Origin of the sequence: Serratia proteamaculans (assembly GCF_008830365.1) — a bacterium.
In the GTDB taxonomy this organism is placed as follows: Bacteria; Pseudomonadota; Gammaproteobacteria; order Enterobacterales; family Enterobacteriaceae; genus Serratia; species Serratia proteamaculans.
The window spans coordinates 306,835-322,475 of record NZ_WBKI01000002.1 but is presented as its reverse complement, the minus strand read 5'-3'; the positions used below and the strand labels follow the sequence as shown (position 1 = coordinate 322,475).

The following is a 15,641-nucleotide window of genomic DNA, read 5'->3' as shown; positions in this document are numbered from 1 at the left end:
AGAAATTATCAGACCGACTCGGAAGTTAGCGAGGCGACGATGGTGCCCAAAGCCGCCTGTGAAGCTGCCTCAAAGGCAGGGTTAGCCTCTGCCGCTTTATTCTCCGCCAGCAGCGTCTGCAGACCGACCAACCAGTCGTAGATATAAAACGCGGTATTTCTTGCCGGTGTCGGTGCCAGTTTGGTTAACCGCTGCTGGCTACCCCAGTCGACAGCGGGCTGTGGTGGTGAGGTAAAGATCGGTTGGCCGTGATTAATCCGGCTGGCGGGGCGTAACTTCGCTTCACGCTGCTGGAAGCCCAGCCAGGTGACAAAATCACCCAATATAGCCAACGCCTGGCTGACCTGTCGGTCTTCAGCTTGCTCCAGTAGCGCCCCGACAGATAATGTGCGCTCCAGCGATTCGGCCATCTCCAGCCGGCAGGCGGCAGTGATCAGGGCATCGACCAGCATCTCCAGATGCTGTTTCCCAACGCCCAACAATGCCAGCAGTTGGGTATTATCCGGCAGGCCGCGCAGATGGTTTATCCAATCCGTAAACACCCGTTGGGCAAACGACTCACCGCCATGCCCGGTTGGCGCAATGGCGGCCACAACTTCCTCACCAAACAGGTCAATCTCAACATCAAATGGGGGAGGACTGGACACCGGCGCGGGTGAGCTAGGCCGTTGTTGGTTATAGAGTTGGCGCAAGGTATCGCACTGCGGCAGCAGCCATTCGAGCAGTTCGCCGTGTAGGCCGGCTTGCGCCTGCAATCTGCGCAGCAGGTGCTGAGTGCGCTGTTGCATTAACGCGGAGTCTGCCGCGTGGAGCCAGTTGCCGAGCAGGCTTTCAGACAGTTCGCGTCGCAGTTCCTGCTGTTGTTCAAGGATGCGATGCTGTTTCAATGTTGGGCACGCCTGTGCGGCCAGCCAGGTCACCATGCGCTGGCAGTCGCTTTCATCCATCGCCAGCAGGGTTGCCCAGCTTTCGCCCGGTTCACCGACATAACGTTGAACGGCGTCGTCGGGGCGTGATTTCCCGGCCTGACGCGAGTCAAATTCCGTGACTGCCCAGATTAAGCCCGGCTTGCGACGGCTGCGTAGCTCTGGGTTTTCTCCCTGGGTTTGTCTGACCCAATAAGCCAGCGCGTTGCCCGTTCGGCTGGCATCTTGCGGCGTACGGGCCGCATCGGTCACCAGCAGCAGGTTGGCGTGCAGGCCATCGGCCGCGAGAATCAACAGGTTGGCGCGTTTTGCCTGCTGCATGCGTTGAATCAGCCCAGCGCCCGGGCATGGGCTGCCGGTCGGCAGGTCCAGCAGTTCGATATGGTTCGGCAACCCGCCGCTTTCCCTCGGTGGCAAGGTGGTGGTCACCGAGGCAGCCAGCCAGGCCAGATCGGTCAGTGCGATGTCCACTGCGGTGCCTTGCTCCGTCAACACGACAAGTTTTACCTCAGCCGGCGTTGAGATAGCCTGGGCCTGCAGGATGCCGCCATCCTGACTCAATACCTGGCGAGAGGCATACACCCGTTCGCCGTTCCCCAGGCGGTGTAAAGTATGCGTCAACTGACGATAACAACTCGTCAGTAGCGGATCCTCACCCCAGAGCGGCGCGAACAGCCTGGCTCGGTCGTCAACGTTCAGACAGGGGGCCAGCGAGATGGCATATGGCCAGAAGTGTTTCTCCAGCGGCGTTTGCCATTTGCCGCCCTGATGGCGAAGGTTGTCCCACAGCGCCACCATGGCGTTGCTGTCCAGGCCGCCGATCGCCATGGGCTGGCGGTGGCGTTCCAGTGTGTGCAGATGTGTGGCCATGGCGCGGGCATCCCAATCCGGGCGAAAGCCGCCATTCAAGGCGCTGGCGATCATCATGGCAACCAACTGTGCTTCATCAAGCAGGGAAACGGCAACGGGATAAGAAGGCGGATTTTGGGCATCACCAGAGTAATAGCGTACGGCCAGCGTGGCATCTGCGCTCAGTAACCTGGCACCGGGTGCCAGCGCGGCTAACAGGTGGGCCTTGGCCGCGGCGTTATGGCCATAAAGGCCAATGGCCAGGGGCTGATGCTGGGCTTTGTCCAACTGCCTGGCCCGGTTGTAGCTGCGGCGCAGGCGGATCGTCAAATTATCGGCTTCCCGATTTAGCCGAGTGGACTGCTGCCGGGTGGCGGCCACCCAGTCAATCGCCTGCGTGATGCTGTTGCCGAGGCGGTTTAGCGGCTCAGGCCGGCTGGAAGTGATAGGTTTCATGGTTGATAAAGACTCCCGCTGTCGATCCAATAATGGGTTGCGCCAGAGGCGCTGGCCGCCAGGGTATTGAGTTTGAGTTGTAGATGATGCGCAGGAACCGGCGTGCCGTCGGTCAATCGGGCTTCGGCGATGCCGACGCCTTCGGCTCCCTGCCCATCGTTACCGGTAAGGAGCAGTCGCAGGCTGATGACCGTATCACCGGCCAGTTTGCGCGCCAATTGGGCATCGGTGATGGTCAGCGTGTAGAGCGGGGATGCCGGCCAGCGTTCATTGTCCAATTGACGGAATCCAAGGCGCAGAGGGCCGCGCAGTTGGAAACAGTTGTCGGCATCCAACGCGAAGTCTGCACGATCCAGATCGATATCGCGATAGTAGACATTATCGTCCGCCAGCATGTTATTGCTGTCCAGCATGCCCAGATGACGAACAGTGGAATAGGGTTGGAAGTCGCCGACGTTAAAATAAAAACTCTCCAGCCGCAGGTCGATCGCCAGCAGGCACAACATGGCACCCACGGCAGCGGTTGATTTTGGGTTATCGATGCGCCCGCGTTTGTTAAACGGGTACCAGCTGCGGGTGTGATAACCCTCAAGCGGCAAAATTCGGCTGGCGGGCAACGGCTGCAGGTGACGCAACAGCGCCTGAACGCCCGGAAAACGCGCCGGGCGGCCGGTCAATAGCAGCACATCGCAGGTATACAACGCCACCACCTCGCAAAGCAGGCGCAGGCAGTGGCTGATGCCGATCCGGTCAGACAGGAAAGCGCTGTGCAGGGTGCCCAGACGGACAACCAACGGGGTTTGCAGAATGTCGAAGGCGTCAATGCCGGATCCACGCTGAACTTCGTCATTGATAAACGCCAATACCTGTGGCGTAGGGGGCTGCGACAGCAGTTCGCCCAGGCTGGCGGCGATTTCCGCGTGGGCGTCCAGCGGATCGTACTCCTCATAAGCACTGAGCAGCGCACGCCCTGCGGGCATGAAAATCTGCAGCGTGGCCTGCTGGCGCAGGGTTGAAAACCCATCCATACGGCCCTGGTTGCCAAACAGCTTGTCCATTATCGCCGGCGTCGCGCTGACCCCGGCCTGTTCGAATGCCTGCTGTACGGCGGGCAAGATAAATTGCTGAATGACATCCAGCAAAATGTCATCACCGGCGACCTTAAATCCTTCACGGAACAACAGACGCGGATTGATTTTGATGTTGTTGCCCACGCCATCGTCCAGTGTGTATTGGGTGATGGCCAGATCGGTGGTGCCGCCGCCCACGTCGATAGAGGCGATGCGCAGCGTTTTTCCCGGTTGTTCTCCCGCCACCGGCGGTCGGTCCGGGCGGGCCATGGCGGCAAAAAAGGCGTCGGTGCGGCCGGCAAAATTCACCTGAGTTTCGTTATACAGATATACCATCTGGCCGCAGGTGGCTTCATCCCATTCCATATGCACCTGTGGCACCGGCATGCGGGCTTGCTCGCCGTTGAACGGGGCATCCAGCGGGTGCCAACCCAGGGCTTTCCATATCAGGCCAATCGCTTCCTGCATGCGGCGACGGAAAATTTCGCGCTCTGGCTTGGGCATTGCCGAAGGTAAAGTCAGGATGATGGTACGCAGGCGGCGCGGGGCGGCGGCGTTGGGCATTTTAATCCGCTGGGCGACGCTGTTGATTTGCATCAGTGCCTGCGCCAACAATTCGCTCAGCATCAGGGCCATGACCGAACTGCGGCTATAATGGGCGGCAAATACCGGCAGTCGCTGATGCACAGGTAGCTCAGACAGAGGTAAACCTTCATCGTTGATCAGTGAGGTCAATGGCGCAGCGGCGGCCATCGGCTCTTGTTTACTGTTAAAACGCCAGCCGGGCGCATAACGTTCTTCATCCCACAGGTAGCGACGCGGGCTGGAAATCCCGGTGGTGCCTTCGGTGCCTTCCCGCCGCAGTGCCAGTTGCATGGCTTCCCGGCCCACGCGGGTGATGGAAGGCCAGCTAAAGGCGTCATCGCGTCCGCTTTGGAATGAAAGGTGGGGTTTGCCAAATGAGACCTGGGCAAACTCTACCCGACTTTCAAATAATTCGTTGTAAACGCAGTGCGGCGCGGACAGCGAGCGTAACTGCAGTTCATTGGTCTGTTTCAGACCATTACTTTCATGCGGGTGATTTTCGACCAACACCCCACAGGTGTGAGAATTGCCGACGTCCAAAATCAGATCCACGTCGATCGCGGGTTGTTGTGGTGTCTCTCCGATGATTTTTATCTGCGGGACGGTTAATTGGCTGCCGAGCAGATTCAACAAATTGAGGTAGTGCGCCTGATATTCGAAGGTTTTCAGCCCGGCGTTTATTGCCGTTTCGCTGCGTAGTTCCTGATGGGTCGCGGATTGGCGAAAGACTTCGCGCAGCCAGCTGTCTACCCAGGTCAGGTCAAGAAACTCACCCAACTGATGGTTTTGATGGCCCAGCGAGAAGCTGAGTCCGGTATTGAGATCGCTTTCACCTGGGGCTAACGCCTCCTGGCCCGCAGAGGCGAGTCGGGTATCAAAGGCCAAGACTACCCGCAGCAGGTTGCCGTCCTGATCGGGGTTATCCAGTAACAGAATCTGCATCCGGGCCCAGTTATCCGGCCCAGATAAAAACACCCCTGATGAAGTGCGACGAAAGAAGGGTAGCGGCAGCCAGGTTTGATCCAACAACTGCAGCGATTGCTGCAAGGGGAAGCTGAACTCCGGGCGAACCACTTCGGGAGTCTGTCCCGGTTGGGCGGGCAACAGGTATTTACCGCTGTCGGCATCCCATTGCAGGCGCAGTAGCGGGCCGCTGGCCGTTTGGCGAACAAACTTGCCCGGAAACTCATCATGCAAAACCGGCGTCAGAGCAAAGTCCAAAAATTGGATACCGCTGTCCTGGATCAGCGTAATGCTGTGTGGGTAATCGGTAAGGGGGGCCAGCATTATTTACTCTCGCGTTTTAACATCATGGGATAGACCGTCTCGGCATCGTAACGCCCGACGCATTCTGCCGGGCCGGTCTCATTTTGCTTGCAGATGATTTCCGGCATCTGGTAGCGGCTGCCGTCGCTGCAGCGCGCTTTGGTACGGCTGTTAATCACCAGATTGCCGGACTGCATCAGCCCGGCCTCAATCGGTACACGGCAACTGATGCCATCGCCGTAGGTAATGCTTGCACTGCCTTTACCTGCGTTGATGCGGTATTGCAGGCTGGGACGCTTACCGGTGGGGAGATCCTTCAGCGCTACCGTGGCCCGCCATTTACCGTTCAGAAAACGGGTCGAACCGGCTTTGACCGAATCGGCGGGCAACACCAGCGCATGCTTGTCCGCCGGCAGCAAGATTACCGGCACCGGTGCTGCTGGCATCAGCGTTGCCGGTGCTAACGGCAGTTGCAGCTTGAACACCGGTGTGACGGTGCGCTGCGGCGGAGCCGGTGGTTGTGCCACCAGGGGCGCAGCAGGTGGGGCACTTGGTTGGCTCAGCCAACCTGCCAGCAGGGCAATCAGCATTAGCACTGGCAATATCCAGACATAGCGTTGCCACTGGCGGCGCGGTTGCGTCGGTGTGGTGGCAACCGACGGTTTAACCTCTGGCCCTGGGGAGTGTGTAGCGGTGGGAAGCGCCATCGGCCGCGGTGCGGCGGCGATTGGCGTCGGCTTTTCTTTCGCAGTTTCGGCCGGCCGCAGACACGCCAGCGGGTCGTCCTGGCACTGAGCTTGTGGCTTGATAAACCCCCAAAAGGTCAGTACCGGTTTGCCGTCAACCAGATAGACATGGTTGGCATCAGGGATCTGCATCGCTTTGGCCAACAATGCGCCAAACAGGCGGTGGCTGGGGTGTTCGGCTGTCTGTGTCTGAGTGACCAGCAAACGCAAGGTTGTCAGGTTTTGTTCCAACAGATGCACGGCCTGCGCGCGTTGGGCATCACTCGCCGCTAGCCAGGATGTAACTTTCCCCGCAAAGGGGGAGTACCAGTCAATGCGGGTGCCCGTCTCGTTCGGCTGCGGGATCGCCAGGCAGTCGGCGACTTGCTGCTGTTGGCGAATGCGTAATGTTTCCCGCAACTGCTGCGCGCAGGCATAAACCGGTTGCCCATTCTCGCCCAATGCAAGTACGTCATCTAAACTGCCACTGCGTAAAAAGGGTTTCACCACGGCAAAAAACCTTGTCCTGTTCTGCTAAAACGTGCAAACAGCCATAGTAACCCGGGGTCTGAGCGGTCAAACGGCTAAGGACAGACGTAAAATGCAGTTCTTTAAGAGGATCAATATGTCGCAGATGGATAACCCGGACTTTGGCGGTGCAAAAATCGCGCTGTTGTGTGGCGATAACGTGCTGACCTACCAGCGCGATGACAAGGCGGATATTCCCTGGCCCGGCTGTTGGGACTTGCCCGGTGGCGGGCGTGAGGGCGATGAGACGCCGCTACAATGCGTGCAGCGGGAAACGCGGGAGGAGTTCGGCTTGCGGATTGACGCGCAGCAGGTGAGCCACGGGCAGCGTTACCAGGGTATTTTTCCCGGTTACCCGCCGACCTGGTTTATGTTGGGCAACATCACGTCGGAGCAGATTGCCAGCATACGCTTTGGCGATGAAGGGCAGCGCTGGCAGATGATGACCATCGACAGCTTTATTCATCATCCGCAGGGCATTTCGCACCTGCAACAGCGGCTGGCGCAACATTTGCGGTGTTAAGCCCCTTCCAGCGCCTCAATCCGGGAGATCAGCGCGTCGAGCTGACGATCGGAAAACACTTCAATGCCATTTTGGCGCAGCAGTTCGGCGGTGACGCCGCTGCCGGACTTGGTCTGGCCGCTGAAAGAACCGTCGTAGATAAACTGACTGCCGCAGGAGGGGCTGCCGTCGGTAAGCAGCGCAAAGCGGCAGTGGTGCCGCCGTGCGGTTTCCAGTGCCAGATGTGCGCCAAGCAGATAACGGTCGGTGACGTCGCCGCCGCTGACTTCGATCACTCGCGCCCGTTGGGCCAGTACCGTGGCACCTTCGGCGGCAGGCGTGATTTCTGCCGAGGGACGTGGGGTGGAAAAGCCGGCAGCCAGCTCCGGGCAGCAAACCACCAGGCGGCCTTCGCGCTGCCAGCGCAGTAGCGTGGCATTGAACAAGGGTTTGTCGGAAGCGTTATAGCGAACTTTAAAACCGGCCAGGCAGGCGCTGAATAAAATCTTTGACGGCATGAGGTCTGTCTCTGTCACAGGGGCGAAAGCGTGGGACAGGCGGCCCACGCGCGCGCCTTTAACATAGCAGAATCATTCCGCCGATGGCAGCGCCAGACGATTGATCTCTGCCGGTTCGATGATCCGCAGCGTCGTTTCATGTCGCGCCACGGCCAGCATCGCCAGCCCGACGCGTTCGGTGGTGGTGACCTGATTGGGGAACAGCTGCAGTGCGCCGAACCACAGCGGTTTCAATAGCCGATACAGCAGATCATAAACAGGGGTTCTGGAACGGATACCGTGCAGTGGCACAATAGCGCCGGGACGAAACATTACCGCGTGAAACGGCAAGGCCAGCAGGGCGTTCTCGGTGGCCCCTTTGACCCTGGCCCACATGCTGCGACCGCCTTCGCTACTGTCGGTACCGACGCCGGAGACATAAATAAAGGTCATCTCCGGGTTCAACCGCGCCAGGGGGCGACCGGCGGCCAGCGTCAGGTCGTAAGTCAGCGTGCGGTAGCGTGCTTCGTTCATGCCGGCTGAGGAGACGCCCAGGCAAAAAAAACAGGCGTCGTAACCGGCAAGTTGTGCCTCTATGGCGGATAAATCACTCAGGTCAGGCAGCGTCAGTTGCCGCAATTTGGCATGGTTTTGCGCCAGCGTGCTGCGGCCGATGCTGAGCACTTCACTCACCTGTGGGTCACGCAGGCATTCGCGCAGCGCACCCTGGCCGACCATACCGCTGGCACCCAATATAATCACTCTCATGGTCTGTTCTCCCTGGGGCTGGCAAGGCGTTGACTGCGCCAGCGGTTCGGCGTTTGCGCTTCCCACTGTATAAAGGCGCGGCTGAATGAATTCAATTCTTCAAATCCGAGCACAAAGGCGATTTCCCCTGGCTCCAGATCGGTTTCCGCCAACAGTTGGCAGGCGGTACGGTGACGGGTTTTATCCAGCAATTGCTGATAACTGTAACCATGCTGTTGCAAGCGACGTTGCAGGGTGCGCGGGCTGACATACAGCTCGGCAGCCACGCTGTTAACGCTGGGGCGCTGGCCGCGCATGCTGCGCCCCAGGATCGCCATTACCTGGCTGGGTAGATCGTCGCTCTGCAATAACCTGGCCAGTTCGGCTTCCAGCCCCGGCAGCAGCACCGCCAGCATGTCCTGATTGTAGGTGATGAAGGGCTGGCGCATCAGCGCTCGGTCAAACACCAGCACATCCAGCGGAGCATTGAAATGTACCGGACAACCGAAGTGGCGCGACAGGGGCGAAGCCGGATCCGGTCGCCGGGTCAGTTCGATCGCCCGTGGTCGTATCACCTGCCCGGTGCCACGGCGGCACAAGGTGATGATGGAGGCGAACATGGTATCAATCAGCATCTCCGGCGCATGGCTTTCGGTCATGGTCCAACGGGTGTGTAGGCGGATGCTGTCGCCATCTTCGACCAACATCAGCTCTTCCGGGCACAGCAGCCGTTTGTAACGGGCGATCTTTTGCAGCGCTTCCCCGAGAGTGGCGGAGTGCAGCGCAGCGACCGAAGCAATATCATAATGCTCTGGCAATATGTCGCCGCCCAGGTGCAGGCCGAAGGCGGGGTCATTGGTCAGTTGGGCGAGGGCGCGCCAGATATCGAAGAACTGTCGGGTAGACAGCTTGACCTTCTCATGCCGCTGGCTGAATAGCCCGCCAGGCAGGCCGGCCAGTTGGCCGACCCTTTCGATATCCACGCCCATCGCCGCCAGGCAAGCCGACAGAGCGCTGGACAGGGAAATTTGATCGCTGCTCATTGTTGTTCCTTATGATTTGCCCGTCACCACTGCCGTCATGGTGGCATAATCAGGCTGGCTGTCTTCCCGATCGGTGCTCAGACTGAGCGTGCGGAAGGCGGCATCTTCCGCCTCACGTGCCGCTAATACATACACCGCATCGCTGCCCAGCAACAGGCGTAACGGCGGCTCGTTCATTGAGTGAAGTTTCACTCTAAAAGGTTAGGCGCTGTGCGGATAATCCGATCGCGCCAATGTGTTTTCGAACCTTGGGATGGGTGTGCCAATCGCTGTTGTTACTCGATGATGTGTAGTTAGTGGATGTTGGCCTGACACGCTCAGAGCCTCTTGTGACAGGGTTTCGATGAACCACCCTGATTTGGAATGAAAAGTTCATTTCTAACCGCCGGGCCAGTTTATGCTGGCCCGGATTTTTATTGTTTCATCCAAGCCTGCAAGCTTTTATGAACGGCATCACGAATATCACCTTTATTTTCTCCCTCACTTGTTATTGAAATTTATATTTCATATAAACACTTATCGGATGGTGTGTTTCATCACGCGCGCCAACATGTTAAGGCTATCGGTAACGGGAGAAGGGAATGAAACAGGTTCGCGTTGGTTTAATTGGCACCGGCTACATTGGGCGCTGCCACGCCATTGCTTATGCGCAGGCTGCCACGGTATTTCCGCTGAAAGGGGAACTGGTACTGGAAATGCTGGCGGAAGTGACGCCGGAACTGGCGCAACAGCGCGCGGCTGAATTTGGTTTCTCGCGCTCGACCGGTGACTGGCGCCAACTGGTAGCCGATCCGGCGATAGATGTGGTGGATATCTGTGCGCCCAACTTCCTGCATAAAGAGATGGCGTTGGAGGCGATCCGCCACGGCAAGCACGTTTATTCTGAAAAACCGCTGGCGCTGGATGCCGCTGACGCCGCTGAAATGGTGCAGGCCGCGCGGGCCAAAGGCGTCAAAACGCTGGTGGGTTTCAACTATATGAAGAACCCGACCAGCCAGTTGGCGCGTGAAATTATCGCCAACGGCGAAATTGGCGAAGTGGTACATTTCTATGGCACCCACAACGAAGATTACCTCGCCGACCCACGCACGCCAATCGACTGGCACTGCCGCAAGGCGACGGCCGGGTTGGGGGCATTAGGCGACCTGGCAGCGCATATCGTGAATATGGCGCATTATCTGGTGGGGGATATCGTGGCAGTCTCCGGCGATATGCAGACCATCATTAAACAGCGCCCGGATGCGAAAGACCCGACGCTGATGCACCAGGTGGAAAACGAGGATCAGGCCAGTGCGCTGGTGCGCTTTGCCGGTGGGGCTATGGGCACTATCGAAACCTCACGTATTGCCTGCGGGCGTAAGATGGGGCTGACCTACGTAGTTACCGGCACCAAGGGCACGCTGAGTTACACCCAGGAGCGAATGGCGGAACTGAAACTGTATCGTCACGATGAGCCGGCGGAACGCCAGGGGTTTAAAACCTTGCTGGTGGGGCCAAAGCATCCGGATTACGCTGCGTTTTGTATCAGTGCCGGGCACGGCATTGGTTTTAACGATCAGAAAACGGTGGAGATCCGCGATTTGGTTAACGGTATTGCCGCCGGTGATCGCATGTGGCCAGACTTTGAGGAGGGCTGGAAAGTGTCCTGCGTGCTGGATGCGATTGCCGCTTCTGCCGAGCAGCGCCGCTGGCTGGACATCAACCGCGACTGAGTGATGGACTCTGACGCTTACAAGTTGAGAGCGTCAGAGTTTAGTTGGCTAATGAGTTACTAGCTTAGTAACTTGGTGAGTTATCAGGTTGCCAGTCTGGTAACTTAAAACGCAAAGCACGAACAGCCGAACGCACCCCAGAAGGCATTCTCGTCTGAGATGGGAATACTGGAGCGACGAGCGACATCATGCTGATGCGCATGCACCCCGCAGGGCCCGCAGCACTGGTGTGCCTGGCTTAATACTCCGGTACGGCTAGCGGTGGCAGGCGGCGCAGAGCGATAATGCCCCGGCACCTGAGTGACCGGCGACCAGTCCGGCAGCACCGGTATTGCCGGTGGCGCCAGCGGTGAGAAACTACCGGCGGCATAAACCACTTTACCGTCCACCACCGTCATCACCGATTCAATCCCCTTGATCTGCTCTTCCGGCACGCTGAAATAGTCCTGCGACAGCACCGCCAGATCCGCCAACTGCCCAACCTTAATCTGGCCTTTTTTGCCTTGCTCGGTAGAGAACCAGGCACTGCCCTGAGTCCACAGCATCAGCGCCGTTTCACGATCCAACCGTGCGTTATCATCGTACATGGCCATGCCGCCTACGGTTCGGCCGGAAACCAGCCAGTAGAGTGCGGTCCACGGGTTATAGCTGGCTACGCGGGTGGCGTCGGTACCCAGCCCAACCGGCAGTTCGGCTGCCAGCATTTTCGCCACTGGAGGTGTCTGTTTGGTGGCTTCTTTACCGTAGCGCTCTGCGAAATACTCCCCCTGGAATGCCATACGGTGCTGTACCGCAATACCGCCACCCAGTGCTTTCACTCGTTCGATATTGCGATCGGAAATGGTCTCGGCGTGGTCGAAAATCCAGTGCAGACCATTGAATGGAATTTCGCGGTTCACTTTTTCGAACACGTTCAGCATACGGCTGATGGATTCGTCATAGGTGGCATGCAGGCGGAATGGCCAGCGGTGTTCGACCAGGTGGCGCACCACGCGCTCCAGTTCGTCTTCGGTGCCTTCCGGCAGGTCCGGGCGCGGTTGCAGGAAGTCCTCGAAGTCGGCCGCGGAGAACACCAGCATTTCACCGGCACCGTTATGACGGTAAAAATCGGTGCCCTGGCCAGGTTTCAGCATGTCGGTCCACAGCTTGAAATCCTCCAGTTCCTGTTTCGGCCGCTGGGTGAACAGGTTGTAGGCAATTCGCAGGGTCAACTGCTTCTTCTCGTGCAGTTCGGCGATCACCTGATAGTCATCGGGGTAGTTCTGGAAACCGCCGCCGGCATCGATAGCGCTGGTCAGCCCAAGGCGATTCAACTCGCGCATAAACTGGCGGGTCGAATTGACCTGCTGTTCCAGCGGCAGTTTTGGCCCTTTGGCCAGGGTGGCGTACAGGATCATCGCATTGGGTTTGGCAATCAGCATGCCGGTTGGGTTGCCGTTGCCGTCACGCTGAATTTCGCCGCCGGGTGGGTTGGGCGTGTCTTTGGTGTAACCCACCACTTTCAGCGCTGCGCGGTTGAGCAGGGCGCGATCGTACAAATGCAGGATAAACACCGGAGTGTCAGGCGCCGCCTGATTGATTTCATCCAGCGTTGGCATGCGGCGTTCGGCAAACTGAAACTCGGTCCAGCCACCAACCACCCGTACCCATTGTGGGCTGGGGGTGCGCAGCGCCTGTTCTTTCAACATACGCAACGCGTCGGCCAGCGAGGGTACCCCCTCCCAGCGCAGCTCCAGGTTGTAGTTCAGGCCGCCGCGGATCAGGTGCAGGTGTGAGTCATTGAGGCCGGGTACCGCGGTGTGGCCGTGCAGGTCGATCACCTGCGTTTCTGGCCCTGCGTGTTGCATGACCTCGTTTTCACTGCCGACGGCGAGGAATTTGCCGTCGCGGATGGCGACTGCCTGGGCGGTAGGTGCCTGGCGATCGACAGTGTGAAATTTACCGTTGGTGATAATCAGGGAAGCATGGTTACTCATAAGGTTCTCCCGGCAGGCCGCCTAACGGCGGGTGAGCCATTGATGAAATACACGGGTCACGATTGGCATCCAGAGGAACACCACCAGGGCAACCACGGTGGCGTCATTAAGAAAATGGCTGGTCAGCGTGCCGTTCAATTGCGGCAACAGCTTGCCCCAAAACCAGGGCACCAGATTGGTGGAAGGGAAGATCACCAATAGCGTGATCAAAAACTGTTTCCACTTGGCGGGCTGACGGGTAGTGGCACTCGGTGGCGTAAACCAGAATTCTGCACCGGGCCGAATTTCAATGCGGTCGCTCTCCAACAACAGTGGCGAAACTTCCGCGATATAGCTTTTGCGCAGCGGCGAGTTAATCCATAGATAGAGATTGTCGAGGTTGTCAAAACGCACCAAAACGGTGTAGGCCTGCTCGTTACCGGTAGGGCGGATCACGTTAACGCCGAGGTGACCGGGAAAGTTGGCGGCCTCGGGCATAATGCGTTTTAGCCAGGCCTCGTAGGCCGGCTCCTGTCCCGGAGCCAAACGGTGTGTGATGACTAACGTGACATGCTGCGGGTGAGCCATAGCGTTTCACTCCAGAAAAAACCCGGCGCATGGCCGGGGTGAAGGTTATTTTGCCACGCGAGCTGGAGCGTGATGCACCATGGTGTAAGCGTAGTCAACGCCCATGCCGTAAGCGCCGCTGTGTTCGCGCACCAGCGCCATGACTGCGTCGTAAGTCTCTTTGCGCGCCCAGTCACGTTGGTATTCCAACAACACCTGCTGCCAGGTCACTGGGATGGCACCGGCCTGCACCATGCGATCGATCGAACGCTCATGGGCATCGACCGAGGTGCCGCCGGAGGTATCGGTGACTACGTAAACTTCATAGCCGGCTTCGAGCGCCATCAGCGCCGGGAAGGTCAGACAGACTTCGGTCCACAGGGCGGAAATCACCAGTTTTTTGCGGCCGGTGGCTTCCACCGCTTTCACAAAGGCGGCGTCTTCCCAGGAGTTCATCGAGGTGCGTTCAATCGGGGTGATTTCAGGGTGAACCGCCAGCAGCTCCGGCCAGATGTAGCCGCTGAAACTCTCGGTTTCCACCGAGGTAAAAAGGGTAGGAACATTAAAAATCTTGCCGGCCTTGGCTAAACCGACCACGTTGTTTTTCAGTTGCTGGCGATCAATATTAGCCACGCCAAAAGCCATTTGTGGTTGGTGATCGATGAAAATCAGTGCGGAATTATCTTTATCAAGTAATTGAAATTTAGACATGATTTACCTTCCCAGTGATACTTCGGTTTAACAGATGATGAATGTCATCTCGATAAAACGCATGGTAGGCAGGGGCAGATTTCAAAGATAGCGCAGAATTTTTGCCGTCTTGTTGAGTTTTTTTATACACGGAGGGGGAGCGGTGAGATTAAACCTGGAAGCGTTACTGATTTTGGATGCGCTCGACCGGCATGGTTCCTTTGCCGCAGCGGCGGCGGTGCTGTTCAAAACGCCGTCGGCGTTGAGCTATATGGTGCAGAAACTGGAGAACGATCTCGACATCACGCTGCTTGATCGTTCCGGCCATCGGGCGAAATTCACCGATACCGGCAAGCTGATGTTGGAAAAAGGTCGGTCGATATTACGTGCGGCGCAGGATCTGGAGCAGCAGGCGCGCTATGTGGAAAACGGTTGGGAAAGCGAAATTACGCTCGGCATCGATGCCTCATTTCCGTTTGAGCGCTTGCTGCCGCTGATTGAAGAGTTCTATCAACAGCATCACCATACCCGCCTGCGTTTTGGTCATGAGGTGCTGGCCGGATCCTGGGAGTCACTGGTCTATGGATGTGCGGATATTATTATTGGTGCGATCTGTGAACCCCCGTCGCGGGTAGGCTATGCTTTTAGTCAGTTGGGTCGGCTGGACTACGTGTTTGCCGTGGCTCCGCAGCACCCGCTGGCCACGCTGGCGGAACCCATACCAAAGGACGAAATTCGCCAGCACCGTGCGGTAGTGGTACGTGATACCTCACGGGTGAATGCGCCACAGAATCTGAATATCCTCGAGGAACAAGACACCTTGACGGTATTTGGTTTCGACGCCAAGTTACAGGCGCAACTTAGCGGTTTGGGTTGTGGCTATCTACCGCGATATTTGACCGAACCCTACCTGAAAAGCGGCCAGTTGGTAGCGAAAAGCGTTGAATCCGAACGCTGCAGCGACGTCGCTTATTTTGGCTGGCGAGAAAATGCCACCGGTCTGGCAGCAAAATGGTGGCGTGAGCGATTACAGCAGTTAGCCGATGCCGGGGGCGTCTACCCGGAGCACTGATTTGACACCTTCGGGTGATAATACAAGGATGCAGAGAGATGAAAACAGGGATGTGGTTATTAGCGATGTTACTGGCTGGCTGTAGCGCCGGCAGCGGGAGCCCTACTGCGGGCGGCAGGTTGGATAACCGGGTGGCTTCAGCCCAGCCGACGAAACCGCAGCGCAGCAATTACCCGGAAAGAATGCGCCAGGCCATCACGCAGGAAATGCAGTTGCCCGGTAAATATAAATCCAAAAGCTGTGCGATCAGCATCCATCTGTTACCCGACGGCTCGCTGAAAGATTTTAAAGTGCTGGAGGGCGATGCCGAGCTTTGTGCGGCGGCAAGCCAGGCAGTACAACGCGCCAAACTGCCGAAAATGGCCAATGAGACCGAGTACGCGTTATTCCACAGCGTAGTGCTGGATTTTGTCCCCTGAGGCTGTTGGCTTACCGCATTCGATGCGGTAAG

14 protein-coding genes are annotated in these 15,641 nt (G+C 57.9%); 4 read left to right on the top strand and 10 right to left on the bottom strand.

The window, feature by feature from the left end; translation table 11 throughout:
• Nucleotides 1-8: 8 nt before the first annotated feature.
• The 3 genes from F8R23_RS10465 to F8R23_RS10455 are packed head-to-tail and all read right to left on the bottom strand — an operon-like array spanning nt 9 to nt 6,387.
• Nucleotides 9-2,231, bottom strand: coding sequence for a virulence factor SrfC family protein (locus F8R23_RS10465; RefSeq protein WP_129935531.1), 2,223 nt, complete (start codon nt 2,229-2,231; stop codon nt 9-11).
• Nucleotides 2,228-5,173, bottom strand: a complete 2,946-nt coding sequence (locus F8R23_RS10460) for a virulence factor SrfB (protein ID WP_129938514.1) — start codon at nt 5,171-5,173, stop codon at nt 2,228-2,230. Before F8R23_RS10460 ends, F8R23_RS10465 begins: the two co-directional genes overlap by 4 nt.
• Nucleotides 5,173-6,387 carry an SrfA family protein gene (locus F8R23_RS10455; RefSeq protein ID WP_129935527.1) on the bottom strand — a complete coding sequence of 405 codons (1,215 nt, stop codon included), beginning with the start codon at nt 6,385-6,387 and terminating at the stop codon, nt 5,173-5,175. Before F8R23_RS10455 ends, F8R23_RS10460 begins: the two co-directional genes overlap by 1 nt.
• Before the next feature lie 124 nt (nt 6,388-6,511).
• Between F8R23_RS10455 and F8R23_RS10450 the strand changes: the two genes are divergently transcribed.
• Complete coding sequence (locus F8R23_RS10450) at nt 6,512-6,928, top strand: NUDIX hydrolase (protein WP_165367287.1); 417 nt, start codon at nt 6,512-6,514, stop codon at nt 6,926-6,928.
• Here F8R23_RS10450 and F8R23_RS10445 read toward each other — a convergent pair.
• From F8R23_RS10445 to F8R23_RS10430, 4 genes are all read right to left on the bottom strand, one after another.
• Nucleotides 6,925-7,425 carry a 2-thiouracil desulfurase family protein gene (locus tag F8R23_RS10445; protein ID WP_112350212.1) on the bottom strand — a complete coding sequence of 167 codons (501 nt, stop codon included), beginning with the start codon at nt 7,423-7,425 and terminating at the stop codon, nt 6,925-6,927. The two genes, F8R23_RS10450 and F8R23_RS10445, sit on opposite strands and share 4 nt — an antisense overlap.
• A 72-nt stretch (nt 7,426-7,497) precedes the next feature.
• Nucleotides 7,498-8,172 carry an NAD-dependent epimerase/dehydratase family protein gene (locus tag F8R23_RS10440; protein WP_129935525.1) on the bottom strand — a complete coding sequence of 225 codons (675 nt, stop codon included), beginning with the start codon at nt 8,170-8,172 and terminating at the stop codon, nt 7,498-7,500.
• Nucleotides 8,169-9,194 (bottom strand): AraC family transcriptional regulator, encoded by a 1,026-nt coding sequence (locus F8R23_RS10435; protein ID WP_129935523.1) that lies wholly within the window; start codon nt 9,192-9,194, stop codon nt 8,169-8,171. The genes F8R23_RS10440 and F8R23_RS10435 overlap by 4 nt, the downstream gene beginning before the upstream one ends.
• Nucleotides 9,195-9,203: 9 nt before the next feature.
• Nucleotides 9,204-9,371 carry a hypothetical protein gene (locus tag F8R23_RS10430; protein WP_198642178.1) on the bottom strand — a complete coding sequence of 56 codons (168 nt, stop codon included), beginning with the start codon at nt 9,369-9,371 and terminating at the stop codon, nt 9,204-9,206.
• Nucleotides 9,372-9,775: 404 nt separating this feature from the next.
• Here F8R23_RS10430 and F8R23_RS10425 point away from each other — a divergent pair, with 404 nt between their 5' ends.
• Nucleotides 9,776-10,906 carry a Gfo/Idh/MocA family protein gene (locus F8R23_RS10425; protein ID WP_099064012.1) on the top strand — a complete coding sequence of 377 codons (1,131 nt, stop codon included), beginning with the start codon at nt 9,776-9,778 and terminating at the stop codon, nt 10,904-10,906.
• Nucleotides 10,907-11,010: 104 nt separating this feature from the next.
• Here F8R23_RS10425 and F8R23_RS10420 read toward each other — a convergent pair whose 3' ends face one another.
• From F8R23_RS10420 to F8R23_RS10410, 3 genes are read right to left on the bottom strand one after another with little or no spacing between them, the layout of a single operon-like run.
• A complete protein-coding gene (locus tag F8R23_RS10420; protein ID WP_129938512.1) occupies nt 11,011-12,882 on the bottom strand; it encodes an amidohydrolase in 1,872 nt (623 codons plus the stop codon).
• Nucleotides 12,883-12,903: 21 nt separating this feature from the next.
• Nucleotides 12,904-13,449 carry an antibiotic biosynthesis monooxygenase gene (locus tag F8R23_RS10415; RefSeq protein WP_151415601.1) on the bottom strand — a complete coding sequence of 182 codons (546 nt, stop codon included), beginning with the start codon at nt 13,447-13,449 and terminating at the stop codon, nt 12,904-12,906.
• 45 nt (nt 13,450-13,494) lie between these two features.
• On the bottom strand, nt 13,495-14,139 hold the full coding sequence (locus F8R23_RS10410; protein WP_037422649.1) for a hydrolase: 645 nt from the start codon (nt 14,137-14,139) through the stop codon (nt 13,495-13,497).
• 142 nt (nt 14,140-14,281) lie between these two features.
• Between F8R23_RS10410 and F8R23_RS10405 the strand changes: the two genes are divergently transcribed.
• Both F8R23_RS10405 and F8R23_RS10400 read left to right on the top strand, forming a co-directional pair.
• Nucleotides 14,282-15,190: a LysR family transcriptional regulator gene (locus F8R23_RS10405; RefSeq protein WP_129935519.1), complete on the top strand. Its 909-nt coding sequence runs from the start codon at nt 14,282-14,284 to the stop codon at nt 15,188-15,190.
• 38 nt (nt 15,191-15,228) lie between these two features.
• A complete protein-coding gene (locus F8R23_RS10400) occupies nt 15,229-15,609 on the top strand; it encodes a cell envelope integrity TolA C-terminal domain-containing protein (protein ID WP_129935517.1) in 381 nt (126 codons plus the stop codon).
• Nucleotides 15,610-15,641: the final 32 nt, after the last annotated feature.